Origin of the sequence: Paenibacillus popilliae ATCC 14706, from assembly GCF_000315235.1 — a bacterium.
GTDB classification, from domain to species: domain Bacteria; phylum Bacillota; class Bacilli; order Paenibacillales; family Paenibacillaceae; genus Paenibacillus_B; species Paenibacillus_B popilliae.
Genome location: NZ_BALG01000073.1, coordinates 1 through 19810, shown reverse-complemented (window position 1 = coordinate 19810; position 19810 = coordinate 1). Strand labels below are relative to the sequence as shown.

Annotated in this window: 17 protein-coding genes; 9 read left to right on the top strand and 8 right to left on the bottom strand. The window is 47.4% G+C overall.

The features are described from left to right. From PPOP_RS07430 to PPOP_RS07415, 4 genes are all read right to left on the bottom strand, one after another. The coding region (locus PPOP_RS07430) for a hypothetical protein (RefSeq protein ID WP_006285550.1) at positions 1-337 on the bottom strand (337 nt) is incomplete at its 3' end. Between the two features lie 160 nt (positions 338-497). Beyond that, the gene (locus tag PPOP_RS07425) at positions 498-1700 is read right to left on the bottom strand and encodes an MFS transporter (RefSeq protein ID WP_006285549.1); all 1203 of its coding nucleotides are present in this window, start codon (positions 1698-1700) and stop codon (positions 498-500) included. Positions 1701-1728: 28 nt separating this feature from the next. Further along, positions 1729-2322 carry a TetR/AcrR family transcriptional regulator gene (locus PPOP_RS07420; RefSeq protein ID WP_006285548.1) on the bottom strand — a complete coding sequence of 198 codons (594 nt, stop codon included), beginning with the start codon at positions 2320-2322 and terminating at the stop codon, positions 1729-1731. A 164-nt stretch (positions 2323-2486) separates the two neighbouring features. Continuing rightward, a complete protein-coding gene (locus PPOP_RS07415) occupies positions 2487-3128 on the bottom strand; it encodes an SGNH/GDSL hydrolase family protein (protein ID WP_042227815.1) in 642 nt (213 codons plus the stop codon). A 288-nt stretch (positions 3129-3416) separates the two neighbouring features. Between PPOP_RS07415 and PPOP_RS07410 the strand changes: the two genes are divergently transcribed. Both PPOP_RS07410 and PPOP_RS07405 read left to right on the top strand, forming a co-directional pair. Next, on the top strand, positions 3417-3920 hold the full coding sequence (locus PPOP_RS07410) for a hypothetical protein (protein WP_006285547.1): 504 nt from the start codon (positions 3417-3419) through the stop codon (positions 3918-3920). 103 nt (positions 3921-4023) lie between these two features. Continuing rightward, positions 4024-4536 carry a hypothetical protein gene (locus PPOP_RS07405; RefSeq protein WP_006285546.1) on the top strand — a complete coding sequence of 171 codons (513 nt, stop codon included), beginning with the start codon at positions 4024-4026 and terminating at the stop codon, positions 4534-4536. A 151-nt stretch (positions 4537-4687) separates the two neighbouring features. Here PPOP_RS07405 and PPOP_RS07400 read toward each other — a convergent pair whose 3' ends face one another. From PPOP_RS07400 to PPOP_RS07390, 3 genes are all read right to left on the bottom strand, one after another. Beyond that, the gene (locus PPOP_RS07400) at positions 4688-4873 is read right to left on the bottom strand and encodes a hypothetical protein (protein ID WP_006285545.1); all 186 of its coding nucleotides are present in this window, start codon (positions 4871-4873) and stop codon (positions 4688-4690) included. Next, a complete protein-coding gene (locus PPOP_RS07395; RefSeq protein ID WP_006285544.1) occupies positions 4854-5894 on the bottom strand; it encodes a hypothetical protein in 1041 nt (346 codons plus the stop codon). The genes PPOP_RS07400 and PPOP_RS07395 overlap by 20 nt, the downstream gene beginning before the upstream one ends. A gap of 164 nt (positions 5895-6058) precedes the next feature. Further along, positions 6059-7252 (bottom strand): MBOAT family O-acyltransferase, encoded by a 1194-nt coding sequence (locus PPOP_RS07390; RefSeq protein WP_006285543.1) that lies wholly within the window; start codon positions 7250-7252, stop codon positions 6059-6061. A gap of 611 nt (positions 7253-7863) precedes the next feature. Here PPOP_RS07390 and PPOP_RS07385 point away from each other — a divergent pair. The 7 genes from PPOP_RS07385 (at position 7864) to PPOP_RS07355 (ending at position 19138) form a co-directional block, all read left to right on the top strand. Further along, entirely contained in the window at positions 7864-8349 is a 486-nt protein-coding gene (locus PPOP_RS07385; RefSeq protein WP_006285542.1) for a PTS sugar transporter subunit IIA, read from the top strand. Between the two features lie 24 nt (positions 8350-8373). Further along, the gene (locus PPOP_RS07380; protein WP_006285541.1) at positions 8374-8634 is read left to right on the top strand and encodes an HPr family phosphocarrier protein; all 261 of its coding nucleotides are present in this window, start codon (positions 8374-8376) and stop codon (positions 8632-8634) included. Positions 8635-8744: 110 nt separating this feature from the next. Continuing rightward, positions 8745-10484 (top strand): phosphoenolpyruvate--protein phosphotransferase, encoded by a 1740-nt coding sequence (gene ptsP / locus PPOP_RS07375; protein WP_006285540.1) that lies wholly within the window; start codon positions 8745-8747, stop codon positions 10482-10484. Positions 10485-10701: 217 nt separating this feature from the next. Continuing rightward, a complete protein-coding gene (gene glcT, locus PPOP_RS07370; RefSeq protein WP_148277866.1) occupies positions 10702-11559 on the top strand; it encodes a glucose PTS transporter transcription antiterminator GlcT in 858 nt (285 codons plus the stop codon). 215 nt (positions 11560-11774) lie between these two features. After that, positions 11775-13220 carry an N-acetylglucosamine-specific PTS transporter subunit IIBC gene (gene nagE / locus PPOP_RS07365; RefSeq protein ID WP_042227812.1) on the top strand — a complete coding sequence of 482 codons (1446 nt, stop codon included), beginning with the start codon at positions 11775-11777 and terminating at the stop codon, positions 13218-13220. Between the two features lie 206 nt (positions 13221-13426). Beyond that, positions 13427-14407: a hypothetical protein gene (locus tag PPOP_RS07360; RefSeq protein ID WP_006285537.1), complete on the top strand. Its 981-nt coding sequence runs from the start codon at positions 13427-13429 to the stop codon at positions 14405-14407. 435 nt (positions 14408-14842) lie between these two features. Beyond that, entirely contained in the window at positions 14843-19138 is a 4296-nt protein-coding gene (locus tag PPOP_RS07355; protein WP_006285536.1) for a stalk domain-containing protein, read from the top strand. Between the two features lie 304 nt (positions 19139-19442). Here the strand turns inward: PPOP_RS07355 and PPOP_RS07350 are convergent. Further along, on the bottom strand, positions 19443-19810 hold a 368-nt coding region (locus PPOP_RS07350; protein WP_006285535.1), incomplete at its 5' end, for an ATP-binding cassette domain-containing protein.

The following is a 19810-nucleotide window of genomic DNA, read 5'->3' as shown; positions in this document are numbered from 1 at the left end:
TGATTTCAGCAGCGCCCCATACTAACGGAATGGCAAATGCAACTCGCTTATGTCTATTGCTTTCTGTTGGCTGTTCCAACCAAGATAATACGGTTCTGATAGACGCGCCGTTTTCGTTAAAAACGGTTTGGCCTGTGTGCTTGTCTACTACCTGAATGTCGAGCGTTTGCGGAATTTCATGGTACTTTACATAGGTAGTGTAGTCCTCTTTGCTGATTGGGATATGTTTCTCATGAGTGACGGAATAGGATGGCTCAACTCCAACTTGCTCTGGTGAAGCATAAGCAACACCTGCCAACGATACAACCAACGCACAGGCTACCACAACAGACAGCATCTTTGTAAGTATCTTTTTCAAGAAGATCACTCCAAAAAATGGTTTTGATTGATTCTATCATGGAAAGCCCAGAATTGGAAGATAAATCTAAAGATCTCGGAATAGGGCAGAGCCAGCGAAAGCTGGCCCTGCCCCTAAAGTGAATCAGACAAAGATGAAGCTATTCGGCTTCGTTTTGCTCTAAAGGCTTTACTTTCCACATGAAGGTGATGCCGAGGCCGATGACCATAATGACGGAAGAGAGCAGGTAAGGATAGTGAATGTTGCGATCGAACAGCATTCCGGCCATCGCCGGCCCGACGATATTGCCCAAGCTTGTATAGGTTGAGTTCATTCCGGCGACGAAGCCCTGCTCTTTCCCGGCCGCTTTGGATAGAAATGTCGTCAATGCCGGTCGAAGCAGATCAAAGGCGAGGAAAATAAAGCAGGTTACCGCCAGCACCGTCCAAAAACCGGAGATGATGCTGGACGCCACTGCCAAGACGACCCCGGTAATTAAGCATAATTGGATCAGTTTCTTCTCCCCGAGCAGTTCTACCATTTTTCCGAACATAAAGATTTGCACGACGACGCCGAAAATGGAGCTTATCGTAATCACGGTTGCAATATCCTTTGGTGTGAAGCCGAACTTATGAACGGAAAAGAGGCCAAAGACCGTTTCGTATGCGGATAAACCGAAAGCGAGCACAAAAACGATAATAAAGGCGATACAGTAGAGCGGGTGGAGCGATTTTTTCAAATCGGCAAGAAAGCTGCTTTGCTTTGCCTTCGCGGAAATTTCCGCAAGCTGCTCTTTCGTAAGCTGCTCTTGTAAAATAAATACGGATAAAAGGCAGGCGAAAAAGGCAATTCCCGCCGCAAAGAAGAAGGGCATGCGTATACCGTATTCCGCAATAAAGCCGCCGAGGCCGGGCCCGATAATAAAGCCGGTGCTAATGGCGGCCGAGACATAGCCCATCGCTTGCGGCCGTTCCTGAATGGAGGTAATATCCGCCACATAAGCCGTAACCCCCGGCGTAATAAAGGCGGCGCTAATTCCTCCCAGCAGCCTCGCGATATAAAGCATCGTTGCATTCCCGGCCAACCCGAAGACGAGCTCGGACACGCCAAACAGGAATAAGCCGATGATGATGATCTTCTTGCGGCCGACACGGTCAACCCAGCGTCCGGCGAGCGGCGACATCAGCAGTTGGGCCAATGCAAATACGGCGACCAGATAGCCCATCGTTGCGCCTGATAAATGCATCATATTCATAAAAGACGGGATGACGGGGATGACAAGGCCAATGCCGAGAAAGGCAATGAATACATTGCTTAGTAGAATAAGTAATACCGCTTTTTGTTCATTGACTGTTTTCTTCATAAATTAACCACTTTCTTAAATGTCATAGTCAAGGATGTGCAATCCCTCGCCAAAATACGGTCCAGGAAGCCTCCAATTTCTCCTTCAGTCGTTGCTCATCATGGCCGCCATATACAAGCTCCAGCATTATGGAATCGACGACGCCCAGGAAGGCGAGGGTCGGCGTTTTGGTTGCTTCTTCGACGATGGCTTTCTCATCGATCCAAGCCTGAAATTTGCGTTCCAGCAGCGCCCGTACCTTTTCCTCGATATCGATGACCTCCGCCCCGATCGCTTCGGCAAGATGGGCAGGCGGAAAAAAAGACATGCGTAGCCAAAACGTTAACTGCTCATCTTTTTGGAAAAGATCGATAACCAATTGCAGAAATCCGTATAACGCCTTCTCGGGACGCTGGGATCCTATGCTGTTGAAATAGTGAAGCTTGGAAGTGAGCTCCGTCTCTTTCGCGTCGCGCAGCACTTGCAGAAAAAGATCGTCCTTTCCTTTAAAATGGGCGTAGATCGATTGCTTCTTCATGCCGACATCTTTCGCGATGAGAGACAGCGAGGCCCCTTCATAACCATGTATGGTGAAATATTTCAAAGCCGCGTCCTTAATTTCTTTGCTTTTCAATCCGAACACCTCAAATCTAACGAACGTTCGTCAATTATAATAACAAATAAAGTGAATCCAAGCAAGCACGATCTGAACACGGAGCAAGACATGGAGCGTGGGTACTGAGGAACAGAAAGAGAGCGGAACAACATCGTTCCGCTCTCTTTTATGGTTGAAACAGATGGAGAGGATCAGGAAGCTGGCTTACAAGCGGCAAGATAGGGAGCCAGCCCTTTGGCAATCAGCCGGTGCCCCTGATCATTGGGATGGATGGGCAGGAACCCGCTCAATGCATCTTCCAGCTTTCCTCTTCGATATCCATAGATAAGATCGGCTTGTTTCCCTTCAAACCACATATGAACAGGTGCGACTGTGGCGCCGTAGCTTTGGGCAGCTTTATTGGTCACGTAATTTAACCGGTCTATTGACATGGAAGAGAGAGGGCTGTTCGGAAACGGGTTATATTGCGTGCAGCAAATCATCCGGGCAAGGCTGCTGTTTTTAATGTGAGCCAAAATGGCATGCAAGGTTCGCTTATAACGGTGTAAAATCCGTTTAGCAGCCAACGGTTGCCGACTTCGAAGCGCAGACAGCGCCGCATTCGCCAGATCCACGCCTCCAATCCATACCGAGACGACTGCAGAACGGCGAATTAGGGAAGACCCTTGCCATATCGCGGCATCCAATAAATCATAGGCACTCCAACCGGGACGCGCGAGAACATATACCCGGTAAGGGCATGACATCGATCCGGCCAATCGGGGATAAGCTCTTGCCGCTGAGGAGGCATTCTCCCCGAATGTAATCGAATCACCGAGAGCTGTATAGATCATAGGAAACCCCCACCTACTCCGTATGATGCAGACGAATTCGAATCGTATTTATGATATGGAAAACTTTCATTGGTTGTGTGGACGCTTATCACCCGAAGAAGGCAGACTGTCGCTAAGGTGCATCGTGAACTTACCATACGGCTAATGGAAGTTTCCGTTTCAAGCAATCGATAGAAGGAATTCGTTTTAATCTGTAAATTTCACATTTATACAGGAACAAATAAAATATCGAATGCATACCTTATATAAGGCTACAACAAAAATGAAGAGAAAGGGCGGAGAGTGACAATGATAAAAAAGATGAAATTAGTTAGTTGTTTTCTTGCTTGTTCCTTATTTTTTTCCTCAATTACTGTAGCAGCTAGTTCAAATCCAAATGCCTTACCTGAAAAAGACGTTCATAAAGTTACTCCTTTATTAACAGAAATCTCAGTTATCCCTGATAGTTTACTGGTAAATAGGAAATCAAACGAAATCAGTAATTACTTGAAGAGTAAAGGCATAATTATGAACATATACAATGAGGAACAGGGGGAACAAGCAAGAAATAAAAGAGGGGCAGCAGGTTGCACCCTTGCCATAGGAACGGTACTCGTCACGGCTGCGATTCCAATCGCTAAAATAAAAAAAATAAAACAATATATAGAAACTTTAGGTGGAATAGAGCTAACCGTGCTGCACTTAATTAAAGACACTTCCGTTGCAACAAAAACGGAAGAAGCAACCGTCGCTCTTAGCGGTTTGCTGGCCGAACTATCAGGGATTAAAGAAATTAGTAGCGAGTGTGTCTAACGAAGATGACATGTCAAGTTTCGAAGTGCTTACAAAATCTTGACGAACTCGCGATTCTTCTGCGACCAAGAATGAATCGGAGGGAAGGGGAAAGAGAGATACAATGATAAAAAAGATGAAATTGGTTAGTTGTTTTCTTGCTGGTGCTTTATTTTTTTCCTCAATGAGTGTAGAAGCGAGTTCAATTCCAAATGACTTAACTCAAGAAGAAGTTAATAAACTTACTCCTTTATTAAGATCAATAGCAATTGTCCCTGACAGTTTGTTGGTAACAGAGAAATCAAGTGAATTAACGGAATACTTTAAAAATAAAGGCATAACCGTGAAAATACAAAATGAGGAACAGGGAGATCAGGCTAGAAGTAAAAGAGGGATACCAGGTTGCACCCTTGCGTTAGGAACGGTACTCGTTACGACTTCTATTTCAATTGCCAAATTAAAGAATATAAAAAAATATGTAGAAGAGTTGGGTGGGGTAGAGCAAGCAGTTTTACACATCTATAATGATGCTTCAGTTGCAAACAAGACTAGAACAGCAGCAGGTGCTCTAACTGGCTTACTCGTAGAAGTAACAGGGATTAAAGAACTTGAAGAAGAGTGTAAATTACACAAATGAATTGAGGCTTCTGTGTTTCTTCTAGTTCCCACGGGTGGCCTGGTGCCACAACAAACGCACTTCAACTAAGCTTTAGGTAATCGGATTCCACAGGGAAATAGGAACGGCATGCAAGACTGGGAGCCAGTCATTGCATGCCGTTATTTTTACACTAGAAGTTCATATAAATAAATTCCTGCGTCTCACCGGAGAAGAACAATATACCGAGCACGATGGCGATCAGGACGATGGCTCCGCCGAGCGCTGCTCCCACCATCAGCAGTGCCCGTCTGACACGATGGGTGAGACGGCGGGCTTTCATCTCGGTCAGTCTGGCGCTACGGGGTTGTAATTCCATATTCCTTCAACCTCCCATACAAAATTTCTCCGAACATATGATTCCCTTTGTCGATAAGATGGGCCGGATCGCGATAATATTCATGCGGGATCGTATTGTCCTTATCCTTATTGAAATCGATATATGGGTAGCCTCTCGACTCAATCAACTTCTGATAAGCGTCCATCACCGTGTTATAATCATTCCAATTGAACAGCTTCTTCTTCGTAATATGCTCTTTATCCAGTGGAGCTGAATAGAATACAGCTTTTTTATTATGCTCCTGCAACAGATCCAGCGTTTTTTCAATGATGAACAAGCCGAAGCTGTTATCCTTGTCGTAGGGCTTATTCCAGTGATAAAGCTCTTTATAATGATTGTCGATGCCTTCCTGTTGGGCGTCATTCATTTTGTCGTAGGCGGTATACATTGGGGTATAGCTTTCTTTTATCCTTTTTTTCTCATTCTCTTTCTTTTGGATTTCCCGGCTGATTTTCTCCATCGGCGTACGTGTCTCGAACAGCCAGTAACTGATCGCATCGCGATCATGATACAAGGTCCATTGATTCAGGACATGGGACGCGACCCAATTGTGAGTATGGCTTGGAAGCGACTGGCGATTTTTGTCCGGAAACGCATCCAGCCAACTGCGCGGAATATTTTGATCCAGCTTCTCGACAAGCGACGGATAAACGACGACATTCGGTTCATTATCCGCAACGACGGCGATGCCGTAGTTGATCTCATAGACAACATAATCGACATTATCTATCATCGAGGCGAGCAGAGCGTATGTCTCCGTGAATCGCCCGCCCGCCAGCCCCAGGTTGAGTACGCGGCTGTCTTTCAAATGAACCTGAAGGACGCCGGCCGAGGTGTTCTCCCCCTTCTTCACGGTCGTGCCAAATACAGTGGAAGGCCCGAACATGCCGATGACCTGTTTGCCGTCATTCGACTGCTCCTTCAAATATTCCACCCATAACGGCGTATAGACGATCGAATCATATGTTGGAACGCGGAGTTCCTTTGTCGCATATGCCACGACTTCTTGCCTCATGTGTTCGACCACTTGTTCGGCTCTATAGCTTAGTCCGAGCAATCCAACCAAGGTGAAAGAGATAAGCATGACGGACACGGTCTTGTTCAGAAATAAATTGGTAACGATATCTACACCTCCATTCCATCAAGAATTGCACATCGCTTTTCCTATCGCAAGCCGATCAGCCGGAGCATCAAATCCCATCCGTCTACCATCGGCAGAATGAAAAATACCCGGCTGATGGTTACTCCAAAGAACGTAATCAAAATCGCGATGGTTGTCGTTCCCGGCTTCAGCCATTTCGGAACGGGCTTTAATGAAGGCTTGATTTGCTTCACGTAGAAGCGATGGATACATAACATTACGCCATGGAACATGCCCCAGACAACGAAATTCCAAGCGGCTCCGTGCCAGAGGCCGGAGACGGTCATCGTTGCCATTAGATTCATATAGACACGGGGAGCAGGGACGCGGCTTCCGCCGAGCGGGAAATACACATAGCGGGTGAGCCAGGAACCTAGCGAGATGTGCCAACGGTTCCAGAACTCAGCAACGCTGCGGGCCAGATAAGGGAAGCGGAAGTTCTCCGGCACGACAATGCCGAACAAGCGCGCGGTTCCGATAGCCATATCCGAATACCCCGAAAAGTCGAAATAAATAACGAATGTATAGGCGACGAGCGAGATCCAGAGCGTCGCCGTGTCCGAGCCTGCTATTCCGGCTTGCGAGTATACCGGTTGCGCCAGCAAATCGATCGAACCGGCCAGCACGAGCTTCTTGAACAACCCGAATCCAATTCGGGTTACCCCGATCATCACATGGTCGATGTGAAATTTCGAAGCAAGCTGGGGATAGAATACCTGAAACTGCTTGATTGGCCCGGCCACCATCGTCGGGAAGAAGAATATAAACGACAACAGTCCTTCCGGCCGATGTTCCGGCAACGTCCCGCGCTTGCGTTCTGCCAAATAATGAATCAGCTCGAACGTAAAGTAAGAGATGCCTAACGGCAGCACAATCTGCTCTGCCTTCGGCAAAAAAGGCTGATGCAAAAACGCAAACAAATCATGTAATGTATCTAGTATCATATTCGTGTACTTGAAATAACCAAGCACGAGAATGGCGCCGATAATGCCCATGGGATAAATCCATCGCTTGGTCCACTTCGCCGCGGCCGCAACGACTATAACGGCGACGACAACCTCAGCTAGCAACAGGAACAAATAAGAGCCTGCATAATAGTAGTAAAATGCGACGCCTGAGGCAAAGATTACCCAGGGTCTGACACGTTGCGGCATAAGGTGGAACGTGACGACAGCCACGAGCACAAACAGCCAATACATCCAATCTGTATAAATCATAATTTTCCCTATCCACCGTCCAAGTTGCCAAACTATCTATCTCGTAAACCTTTGTTCATCTTACAACATCCAGCCGTGAAATTATATGAAAAGTTGATAAAGAATCATCGTTTTATTTCAAAAATCGACATAAAGGACCCCTGCCAGCAGACGCTTGCATGTGCACCGTTCCGATCGCAGGCGCCAGCGTCGGCACGCCGATGGGGCGGGAGCCACGCGTGAAGTCCTGTTTATTGAGAAGCGCCAGAGGTTGTGGCTGAAAGGTCATCGGTATGAATTTGTCCCGGAACGTGCATCTTAATGGATAACCGCTCAGTTACAGCTCTTGGCGATGATGTCATGTTGGTAACAGCAGTAACGCAGGCTTGCATCCCGTATGCGCTCATGCTAAAATAGTGTTGACATTTACACTGCAAGCAGCGTGTTACTAGTACGACTAGGCATGAGCTTAGCGGCCGTTCACAGCGTGAACTGCATGCTTTAGCCATGCCTTTTTTTCTTTGTACGAGAACTAACGCCATTGCAGGGATTCCCGTTATTTGTCCTGTTCCGTGATTCGGCGCGGATGCACGGTTGGGCATCACCAGTGCTTACTACGAGGAGGAATTCACATGTTTGGACTTGGTAAAAAGAAGAAAACGATATCGGTCGTTGCACCCATAACCGGCAATGCCGTTCCCCTGGAACAAGTGGACGATCCGGCATTCTCCCAAAAAATCATTGGAGACGGCTTGGCGATTGAGCCGGAGCAAGGGGTGCTGGTCGCTCCGTTCGATGGACAGGTCATCCATCTGATTGATTCCCATCACTCGCTCGTGCTTGGGCACGAATCAGGACTAGAGCTGTTGTTCCATATCGGTGTGAATACGGTGTCACTTAAGGGCGAGCCATTCACTCCGCATGTGAAGACGGGAGACAAAGTGAAGCAGGGCGATATCCTGATCGAGTTCGATATGGATCGCATTCGTGAAGCGGGCCTTCCTGTCATCACGCCGGTGGTCGTCGCGAATGGCGATGCGGTTGCCGAATTGACGACGAAGCTTGGACCCGTCAAGAAGAATGAGACGGAAATGATGGAAATCGTAATGAAAAAATAGGTTTTTTGAAAAGAGGAGGCCATTATGGAAAAGCAATTTACGATCAAAAATCCGCAAGGTGTGCATGCCCGGCCGGCGGGAGCCATTATGAAAAAAGCGTCTGAGTTCCCGGATGCGCAAGTATCTCTGGAGTTCAAGGGCCGCAAAGTAAGCGCCAAAAGCATCACAGGCGTGCTGACACTCGGCATGAAGGCGGGCGACGTCATTACGGTGTCGGCTGAAGGCGATAAAGCGGAACAGGCGATTGATGCCGTAGGTGCCGTGTTGGAATCCGTTCTCGATTAATCGCGAGGGATACGGTTATATTAGATATGACGAACGGCGAAAATATGCCGATGCGACACAATAGACACGATACAGACGGGATTGAGAACAGAAGGAGTGAAAGAACCGTCATGCTGCTACAAGGGATTGCCGCCGCATCCGGCTATGCTATCGGGCAAGCGTTCGTCCTGCAGGAGCAGGAAGCTTCGGTGGAACGGGTAGATATCGCTCCCAGCGAAGCGGATGCAGAAGTAAAGCGGATTCAGAATGCGGTTGCACTGTCGAGAGATGAACTGGAAGAGTTAAAGGCAAGCACGGCGGCCCGGCTTGGAGAACATGAGGCGGAGATCTTTGCTACGCATCAGCTCCTCCTGGAGGATGAGGAATTTATCGGGCAGGCGATTGCGCGGATTCGCGCCCTGAACGTCAACGCCGAATTTGCGCTGTATGAGGTGACCGAGCAGTTGGTCGCGATTTTTGCAGGCTTGGATGATGAATATTTGCGCGAGCGGGCAGCCGATTTCCGCGATGTCAGCAAGCGGGTGCAACGCCATCTATCCGGCGTCAAGGCGGCATCGCTGAATGATTTCACCGAGGCGGTCGTTCTGTTCGCCAATGATCTGACGCCATCCGACACGGCGCAGCTCGATCGATCCAAGGTGGCCGGATTCGTTACGGAGACGGGCGGACGCACGTCGCACTCCGCGATTATGGCCCGCTCGATAGAGATTCCGGCGGTGGTCGGACTGACGGATGCGATGCGCAGCGTCAAGACAGGCCAGATGATCATTCTGGACGGCTCCAACGGTATCGTGCTGATCGAGCCCGATTCCGCAACGTTGACCGCCTACCGGGAGAAGAAGGAGAAGTTCGAACTGCGCCGGGAAGAGATGAAGCAGTACAAGGATCGGCCATCGGTGACAAGCGACGGCCATCGGGTCGAACTGGTCGCCAATATCGGCAATCCGCAGGATGCGCTTGGCGCGCGTAATCACGGGGCAGAAGGGGTTGGCCTGTTCCGGACGGAATTTCTATACATGGGCCGTGACACGTTCCCCTCGGAAGAGGAGCAGTATCATGCTTATACTGCAGTCTGCCAGACGATGGGAGTGGAGAAGCCGCTCGTCATCCGGACGCTCGATATCGGAGGAGACAAGGAATTGTCTTACCTGGAATTGCCGAAGGAGATGAACCCGTTCCTCGGCTACCGCGCGATTCGGCTCTGTCTCGATCGCCAAGATTTGTTCAAGACGCAGCTGAGGGCCGTTCTTCGCGCCAGCGCGCATGGCAACATCAAGCTGATGTACCCGATGATCGCGACGATTACCGAGCTGCGGGAAGCGAACGAACTGCTTGCCGAAGTGCGGAAGGAACTGGATGCGGAAGGCATAGCTTATAACCGCGAGATGGAAGTTGGCATTATGATCGAGGTGCCGGCCGCGGCGATCGCCGCCGACCAACTGGCCGAAGAAGTTGACTTCTTCTCGATTGGCACCAATGACCTCGTGCAATATACGATGGCCGCCGACCGCATGAACCAGCAGGTGTCACATCTGTCGCAGCCGTTCCATCCGTCCGTGTTGCGGCTGATTAAGATGGTCATCGATGCGGCACACAGCCGCGGCAAGTGGGCCGGTATGTGTGGAGAGATGGCCGGCAATCTCAAGGCAATTCCGCTGCTGCTTGGCCTCGGTCTAGATGAGTTCAGCATGAGCGCGAGCTCGGTTCTTCCGGCCCGCGTGCTGCTGAGTCGGCTTGATCGGGAAGCGATGAAGGCGTTGGCTGAGGAAGCGCTGCGGCTGACGACGGCAGAAGAGATACAATATCTTGTCGTGGAACGCATTCCGGTGATTCAGGAACTTACAATATAAGTAAACTTATGTAAGCTTGAGGGAGAAAGGATGAAGCATTCTCCCTCAAGCTTACTAATTTTTAATAAGTTTTCATCAAATCCTTGATGTTTTTTCTTTTTTTATTGAAGATAGTTTCGTGCTATTTTACAATAAGCTTATATAGTGCATGATTTTTCGTAACCGTTTCCACCCGACTGCTCGCAATAACCCGTCTGATTGAGAAAGGAGCTTACCGTTGCCTAGCGAACGCCGCTTTGAGATTATGCGCGCCTTAAGCAACAATGTTGTGTTGGCGAAGGAAGTGCTGACGGACAAGGAAACCATTCTCATGGGAAAAGGAGTCGGGTTCGGGGTGAAGCCCGGGCACCCGCTACTTTCCGGCGATACGCGAATTGAGAAGACGTTTTTTTTGGACAACAAGCAGAATCTCTCGCAATATCAGATGCTGCTCGAGCAGATTGATCCAGAAGTGATTGACGTATCGGAACAGATCATTTCCATTGTGGCTTCCGAATTGACTCCCGATCTGAATGAGCATATTCATCTTGCGCTCCCAAGCCATATCGAATTTGCGCTGTACCGGTTGAGGCATCAGATTGAGATCGAAAACCCTTTTCTATGGGAAATCCGGACGCTAAACCCGAAGGAATACGAGCTGGCTTCCTGCGCGGCAGAGATGATTGGACGCCAATTCGGCGTCGAGGTGCCGGAGGATGAGATCGGGTTTCTCACGATCCATATCCAGTCGGCCGTCGCCCATGTCCCTGTAGGCAATGTAGTCAAGCATAATCATCTGCTGCGGGAGCTGGTTGGCCTTATCGAGGTGCGGCGGGGCAGTTCGATACCGAAGGACGGCATTGATTATTTACGGTTGGTTACCCATCTACGCTTCGCGATAGAGCGTATCCGCCAGGGCCAGCATTCCCGCAATCCGTTCCGTGACCGGATGCAGGAGATGGCTCCTTATGAATACGAGGTTGCCGGAGAGTGCTCCAAGATGATGAGCGCTCAGTTGAAGGCACCGGTATCGGAAGATGAGACCGCCTATATTGCCATGCACTTGTACCGCCTATTCCATCGGGATGCCGAATAATAGGGACAGCATCATATCGAATCAAGCGTATTACTAGTTCGACTAGGTATGAGCTTGCCGGAACCATCCGCTTGCGCGGGTGTTGTTCTGATGCAGGCTCATGCCTTTTTTCGCTGTTCGGGCCATTGTGGGCAAGTCAGGTGATAACAGGCGGAAGAATATTTCTTCCCCCATTCATCCATACTTTAACTAACTCTCAAAAGGGGGAACCTTCCATGCTAGGCTTTTTACAGAAAATTGGACGTGCTCTCATGCTGCCAGTCGCAACACTCCCTGCAGCGGCCATCATGATGCGCTTCGGCGCAATCGATTATGTCGAAGAATTTCATTTTGGCGCTACAGTCGGCGGCTTCATGAACCAGTACGTCGCGCCGTATTTGCTGGCGGGCGGGGAAACGATCTTTAATCAGCTTCCGCTTATTTTTGCAGTAGGCGTCGCAATCGGTCTGGCTGGCGATGCCGTGGCGGCGTTGGCTGCCGTTATCGCGCATGTTATCCTGCAGCAGGTGCTGGCCACGACGCCGACAGTATTCGCGTTTATTCCGGAAGATTTGGTGCTCAACATGGGCGTGCTTGGCGGGATCATGACAGGTTGTCTCGCGGCGTTCATGTATGAACGGTATCATAATATTAAGGTCCCGGACTGGCTTGGCTTCTTCGGGGGCAAGCGGTTCGTACCGATTGTTACTTCTCTAGCGATCCTCGTGATCGGGATCCCCGTCGCCATTATTTGGGGACCCATTCAGGAAGCGATTGACGCATTCGGGAATTGGGTTGTTGGTCTAGAAGCGATCGGTTCCGGCATCTTCATGCTCGTCAACCGGCTACTCATTCCGACGGGCCTGCATCATATTATCAATAATGTCGCCTGGTTCCAGATCGGATCATTCGAATATGGCGGGGAGATATTCCGCGGCGATATTGAGCGCTTCTTCCACCGCGATCCAACGGCCGGCTTGTTCATGACCGGGTTCTTCCCGATTATGATGTTTGCCATGCCGGGCGCGGCGCTGGCGATTATTCATACGGCGAAGCCGGAACGGCGCAAAGTCGTATCTTCCGCCTTCTTGAGCGTAGCCTTCGCCTCGTTCCTGACCGGGATTACCGAGCCGATTGAATTCGCCTTCATGTTCGTGGCGCCAGTGTTGTACGCTGTGCATGCGCTGCTGGCCGGCTTGTCCGGCGTCATTACGGCGCTTCTCGGGATTAAGCACGGGTTCGGCTTCTCGGCCGGCTTCATTGACTATGTGCTGAACTTCGGTCTGGCGACGAAGCCGCTGCTGCTCATTCCGATCGGCCTTGTCTACTTCGTCGTCTACTACTTCCTGTTCCGCTTCATGATCGTGAAGCTGAACCTGAAGACGCCGGGACGGGAAGATGATGACGAGGCTGGCGAAGAGGAGAAGCAGGGAGCGGCGAATTCGAACTTGCATGCCAAAGCCGTCAAAGTGCTAGGGCTTATCGGCGGCAAGGATAACATCACGTCCCTCGATGCCTGTATCACCCGCTTGCGGCTGACGTTGAAGGATGAATCGCTCGTCGATGAGAAGGGGCTGAAGGCGCAAGGCGCCGCCGGCGTCATGCGTCTGGGCAAAGGAAATGTGCAGGTTGTCTTCGGGACACAGTCAGAACTGCTGAAGGAAGAAATGAAGAAACTGTAAAGCGATGATCGAGTCAGGTCTCCCGCATTCGGGGGGCCTATTTTTTTGTGTAGCACTATCAAAGTACAGTAACCATCTATTGCGAGGGGAGAAACGACATAATATCGAAACATATTATAACAACCCTTATTTTATATTGGAAGTCAACCTATGTTATCGTTAAATTATCTTCACAGCTAGATTTTCGATACAGGGGAGATGACTTTATGAGCGCCAAAATAAAACTTCTAACTGTAATGATGATGGTAAGTGTCTCGTTTCTCATGCCGGCAGCAAACATGGCCAGGGTGAACGCGGAAGCGGTGAATACGGGAGCAGTGAACGCAAATAACCAAATCCGATCATCCAACTATCAGGCGCAGGCGGTTCAAGTTGTAAATATCGAACAATCAGTGAGAAAAGTAATTCCTAATTATGTCCGCTATCTGCATAACGGATTGCATCCAAGTGTCAGAGTGGATGTGCGTGATGTGAAATTAATAAATGTGGAAGAACAAGGGGCTGTCCCGGATACTCCGGTCCAAATGGAACTGGTGCAAAGAGGGCCGGAGAAACTGGTCCAAGCTTTACAGCACGATGCGATTAATAATAGCGCTACCGGCGAACTGACGGTGTCGTATGATTTTTCGCATACCGTGTCCAACGCTTCAACGCTGACGAAGTCGGTTACGCATAGCCATAAAGCAGGCGCTAAATTCACTTATAGTACAAAAGCCGAGTTTTTGGGGACTGGAGCACAAGTTGGGGGGGAACTATCCTATGAATATACGAATTCAAATCAAGAAGGTACCTCTGACGCCCAAACCGTAACGTTGTCCACCAGCTCATCCGCATCGGCCAAATTGCCGCCACTGTCAAAGGGGACGTTGGTCTCGAATGTGTATGCATCCCCTGCCGTCTATAAAATAAATAGCCAAAGCTACTTTACGGGAGATGTTCAATTCTCTTACATTTTATCCAACGATGAGCCGGGAGCTGTCCGGACGGTAACGGTTTCGCTGTATGATTTATTTTGCATAGGCGATGAAAATAACGAAGTTGCAGATAAGGATCATTTGTGGGCGTCTACGGTATTTGATGCGATGGGCAACCCGACCAAAGCATTGATTTTTGAAGGTGTTTCTTACTTGACATTGGACGAACAATACAGAGTAGAGACCTACTTGGATGATATTAAAGGGTCTTGAAATCAAGTTAACATGATATATCTTACTCACGCAGTGGCCGCCCGACGAAGTGTACGGGCGGCCATTGGCGTTTCCCCGGTCGGTGATATGGCGTGGGGAGAAATGAACATAATATCGAAACATATTATAACAACCTTTATTTTATATTGAGAGTAAATTCATGGTATCGTAAAATTATCCTCTCACAGCTAGATATTTCGATACAGGGGAGATGACTTTATGGGCGCCAAAATAAAACTTCTAACCGTGGGTTTTTATAGATCTCTGCGACTTGTTCTATAGAGACCATTTTTAGATCCGCAACCAACTGAATTTCATGGCCATGTCCATCTTATCGCGATCCAATCGTTCGATTTTCCATACGCGCGATTTTGGACGAGAATATTAGGCCGAATTCATAACAAAACACCAATCCAAACGGGAGGGGTTTTCGAGATGAAACAACGTGTATTAAGTGTTGTTCTGGCTCTAATTATGGTTTTATCCATTGTACCGGTTTCAGCACTTGCAACCGAATCCGATTCGCTAGGTTCGACGGAGGGGTTAGAACTTTTGCGGGCCGAATGGTTAGCGAATATAGTCAACGAAGTCTACATGCGGGATCAACCGGAAGAGATTAGCGCTTCGACAAGCAATCTCATTTCTATGATGACCATTCCTCCTGGGTCTTTGTCTATAAACAAAGAGTCTACTTCTATGACAAGAACTTTTATCACGAGCGACACAACGAAAATATACACTGTGCTTGTGCTTGACAGATCTGGTAGCATGTATGGTAAGCCTTTAGATGCGCTAAAAAAAGCGGCGGTAAAATTTTGCAACGATGTGCTAAAGGCAGAAGGTGAACACTATGTTGCCGTTGTCACATATGGAACAGATGCAACTGTCGTCTGCAATTTTACTACTGATTATACCGCACTACAAACCTCAATAAATGGCATTTATGAGGCCGGTATTTCCAATACCAATCAAGGTTTAGTAGAGGCTGACAATCTATTGAGTTCTATCGCCAATGAAACCGGCACCATCAAGAATATTCTTCTATTGTCAGATGGCTTGCCAAACATGGGGGAACATACTTACTTAGGAAGATATACCTACAGTGACCATTATTTGTATCAATTTGCTAACGCCGTGTACAACACAGTTCCTAAAGGGAAAGGGTATTATATTTATTCTTTGGGCTTTTTTCACAACCTTGACGGAAGCGAGTTAGCGTTTGCACGCAGATTTATGAACGATCTTCAAAACGTAGGATATCATGACGTCGTAAACCCCGATGATTTGGAGATTGCTTTCGAGGATATCGCAGAGGATATTACAACATTCTCTGGAACATTCCGCTATGCTTCTCCAATAGATGATGTAGAAAACAAGAAGAAAAATTACGATGATCACGCGACTTACTATTATACTGACGAGTACTTTGATAGTAGTTCATATGCGGTTTGGGATAGTGCGAATAAACGCTGGAAGTATAACGACAGTCTTGCCACAATGTCTTTATGTCTAGAATTGTCGGCGTGGGGAAGTAATGAGGATGGAGTTAATTACACGAATAAAAGCAAGAACGCCAGGAAACTTTTGGATGATATAGGTTTCAAAGATTCTTCTGGAAAAAGCACGTTTGAAGCAAGCGATGATTTCAAAATTCGTCCCGAAAGAGATTCTATAGGTGCTGTTGCTGCCCACAAGAAGATTACTGTCGACGAAAAGGACTATACGTTGATAGCGTTAGCAATCAGAGGTGGCGGATATGGCGCTGAATGGGCGGGAAATTTCAGATTGGGTGAAACAGGACAGCACGAAGGCTTTGAAATTGCCAAAGAACGTGTCTTGACGTTTTTAAGAGAATACATAAAGAATAAAGGCATCACAGGTGATATCAAGCTTTGGTTGACTGGTTTTAGCCGTGCCGCTGCGACAGCTAACCTTGTTGCAGGTGCTTTGGATGATGGCGCAGATTTGGGCAATTGTACGCTGACGCCGGAGAACCTTTATGCGTTTTGTTTTGAAGCACCGGCCGGAGCCTTATATGATAACGTTCATGGAAAGTCCCTGTACAATAACATTATTAATATAATAAATCCTAACGACCTTGTTACAAAAGTTGCACCCGCTACTGCTCCGTTCAGATTTGCCCGTTATGGCGTTGATATTATATTGCCAACAGCAAGCAATGACTTTATGAATTATGGAAATTATAAGCAACGAATGCTTCAACAGTTCTTTGCATTGCAGGCAACTAAAACGTATACGGTTGATAACTTCCGAATGAGGAAATTTGGAATGGCAGCTAAAAAAGGATTGCCGCCGTTAAGTGTGGAAATTGTAAATGACATTAGAAATAACGTCGATCAAAGTGATTTTTTAGATACTGCAATTACTAAGATCGCGAAAAATCAGCTTAAAAGTCGTTCTAATTATGTCAAGGAATTTCAGGACGATCTTCGTGAGGCATTGGCCATCATCTTAGGAGCAGACGATGATCAGTGGAAACAATTTAGCTCACTTTTTGTGGACAAGCTGTCAAGCCCCTTCAACATGGCAAAGCTCATAGCGTCCACAACATGGATAGGGAAGTTAGCTTTTGGCAGTATTGTGGGGCAGATTGAACAATATGCAGTGGAAAGTTTGGAGGCAGCTGGTATTTCCACGTACAACAAAAGCCAAATTAACGGTGTGGTAGTAAGTCCTGCTTCGATTGTACTTAAATTTGTGGTAAGCCACCCCAAATTAACTGCGACATTTGCTTGTAACCTTGATGGTATCGGCTCCGCTCATTATCCAGAGCTTTGTCTTGCGTGGCTGCAGTCGCGAGACCCCAATTACACTAGCAATGCGTTTTGGGTTGGAACGACGGGATCCTATAGAATTGTCAGAGTTAATTGCCCTGTTGATGTTGAAGTATACGCTGCTGAAAGTAATGAATTAGTTGCTGCAATTATCTCTGACGAACCGCAAACTGTTGCAGATAGCACAATTATCTCCGCTGTTAATGAAGACGGGGAAAAGCTCATCTATCTACCTGCGGATGCGGATTTTAGTGTGAGACTGACTGCAACAGATGACGGTGAAATGACATACTCTGTGAATGAGTATTGCTTTGAAGCAGGCGAGGTTTCAAGAGTAGTCAATTATTATGAAGTTCCCATTGCAACAGGGATGATGTTCTCGGGGAATATCCCTGCGTATGGCATAACGGATATTGAAAATGGAATGGAGAACGGTTCCTCTAGTAGATATTCATTGTCATGTAATGGTACGGAGATTGTACCCGATGAAGATTTGACGGGTAGCGAGGCAATGGAAGCCTATTTTGTGGTCGAAGTTCTCTCTGAAAACGAGGAACATGGAACAGTAACGGGGCAAGGCGTTCGTCAACTTGGAAACTATGCACAAATCAGCGCCATCGCAAACGATGGATACGAATTTGAAGGTTGGTATGTTGATAATAATAAAGTTTCTTCAACAACCGAATATCGCTTCATCGTGAAATCTGATGTAACTTTACTTGCAAAATTTACTTTAAAAAATTCTACAAATCCTTACACCATCACGGCTACAGCAGGAACGGGCGGCGCAGTAACCGGCTCTGGCTCGTATGCATCGGGCGGGCAAGTCACACTAACTGCAAGGGCGAACAGAGGTTATTCTTTCGATGGTTGGTATGAAAGCAGTGCGAGAATCAACGGTGCAGGAGCGTCGTATACTTTCGCCGCTTCAGCAAACAGGACGCTCGAAGCCCGCTTTACTTATGTAGGCACAGGTGGAAATTCCGGCAGTGGAGGCAGTGGACACGGAGCTAAACTCCCAAATCAACAGTTCAATAATGTTGATGCAAATGTTGATGCAATGATTATCGAGCAGTTGGACCAGGGAAAAAATCCTGATGTTAATATGGCTGATAGCGTCAACTCAATCGCCATATCCGGCTCAACATTGTCGATGGTGCAGCACGCTAACAAGGCTCTGACAATAAAGAAGGGAATCGTTTCGTTAGGTTTAAGTCCTGAAAATATTGCCGAAATGAACATTGAATCAGACGATAAAGTGGTCATTGATGTAGCCCAATCAGCGGCAGCGTTAACAATGGATGTTGAAAAAACTGATAAACTCAACAGCAAGCTGCTGGTACAGGCATATGATATTAACATAGTTGCTAATCATAAAAAACCGGAAGCTCTCAATACACCGTTAATAATTCATTTCAATTTGACTGACTTTGAGCTTTCAGACGAACAAAAAAGTAAAATAACAGGAGTCCGCTATCTCAATGAAGAAAAATATAATCAACTTGGCGGCAAGATGATTTCAAACAATTTGTTCGAGGCAAAAACGTCAAAATTGGGCAAATACGGAATATTGATTTCAGATATGTTGGTTAGCGTGGTAACGACAATAGACAAAAATACGTACACAGTTAACGGTGAAACCAAAACGTCCGATGTGGCTCCGATGATTATCGACCGCCGTACTATGGTTCCGATACGCTTTATCGCCGAAGCCTTTGGCGCGGATGTTGGATGGGAACAGGCAACCAAGCAAGTTACGATTAATCTTGAAGGAAAAACACTTAGCATGGCTATTGGCCAGTTGTCATCGGGTATCGATGTTCCGCCGATGATTGTAAATAAGCGTACTTTGGTACCTTTGCGTTATGTTTCAGAACAATTGGACGCAAATGTTATTTGGAATGAAGCGACTCGAAGCATTGACATATATAGATAAGGGGAAGAATGATAAAAAATTATGGGTCCCATCTTTCTTGACATTGGATGAACAATACAGTGTAGAGACCTAGTTGGATGATAGTAAAGGCGTCTGAGATCAAGTTACATGATATATCTGAATCACGCTATGGCCGCCCGGCGAAGTGTACGGGCGGCCATAGGCGTTGGCGGCGGATGCTGTCTGATCAGAATGGTGGAAAAATAGTGAAACTTCCGGTTCCGTTGGGAAACATAGCTGGCGGTGTATGGAAACACAATCGCCAAGATAGCTATCGTATCGTAATCCCCAACGAGATACCAAATCAAAGCGACTGCAATTGCTTATGATCGATTTCATACACCGAATCACATAAGATATCAATATCTTCTCGATGGTGGCTCGTTACTAAAATCGTGGTTCCTTTCAGTTTTAACTCCAACAACAAGGCTCTCATCTTATCCACTCCATTTTTATCCAGTCCATTAAACGGTTCATCTAAAATTAATAGCTTGGGATATTCCATGATGGCTTGCGCAATCGCCAGCCGTTGTTTCATCCCTAAGGAAAACTTTTTTACGGTCTGTTTACTGTCCGGATCCAGATCAACCGTTCTTAATACATCCTTGATGTCTGCCTCCGACATTACGTTTCGAATCGAAGCTAAATATTTCAAATTCTGGAAGGCAGAGT

Bases quoted from the DNA above. Each gene is read 5' to 3' on its own strand.
- PPOP_RS07425 (WP_006285549.1), bottom strand. From the start codon at position 1,700: ATGAAGAAAACAGTCAATGAACAAAAAGCGGTATTACTTATTCTACTA.
- nagE (WP_042227812.1), top strand. From the start codon at position 11,775: ATGCTAGGCTTTTTACAGAAAATTGGACGTGCTCTCATGCTGCCAGTC.
- PPOP_RS07360 (WP_006285537.1), top strand. From the start codon at position 13,427: ATGAGCGCCAAAATAAAACTTCTAACTGTAATGATGATGGTAAGTGTC.
- PPOP_RS07385 (WP_006285542.1), top strand. From the start codon at position 7,864: ATGTTTGGACTTGGTAAAAAGAAGAAAACGATATCGGTCGTTGCACCC.
- PPOP_RS07415 (WP_042227815.1), bottom strand. From the start codon at position 3,128: ATGATCTATACAGCTCTCGGTGATTCGATTACATTCGGGGAGAATGCC.
- PPOP_RS07410 (WP_006285547.1), top strand. From the start codon at position 3,417: ATGATAAAAAAGATGAAATTAGTTAGTTGTTTTCTTGCTTGTTCCTTA.
- PPOP_RS07380 (WP_006285541.1), top strand. From the start codon at position 8,374: ATGGAAAAGCAATTTACGATCAAAAATCCGCAAGGTGTGCATGCCCGG.
- PPOP_RS07390 (WP_006285543.1), bottom strand. From the start codon at position 7,252: ATGATTTATACAGATTGGATGTATTGGCTGTTTGTGCTCGTGGCTGTC.
- ptsP (WP_006285540.1), top strand. From the start codon at position 8,745: ATGCTGCTACAAGGGATTGCCGCCGCATCCGGCTATGCTATCGGGCAA.
- PPOP_RS07405 (WP_006285546.1), top strand. From the start codon at position 4,024: ATGATAAAAAAGATGAAATTGGTTAGTTGTTTTCTTGCTGGTGCTTTA.
- PPOP_RS07400 (WP_006285545.1), bottom strand. From the start codon at position 4,873: ATGGAATTACAACCCCGTAGCGCCAGACTGACCGAGATGAAAGCCCGC.
- PPOP_RS07355 (WP_006285536.1), top strand. From the start codon at position 14,843: ATGAAACAACGTGTATTAAGTGTTGTTCTGGCTCTAATTATGGTTTTA.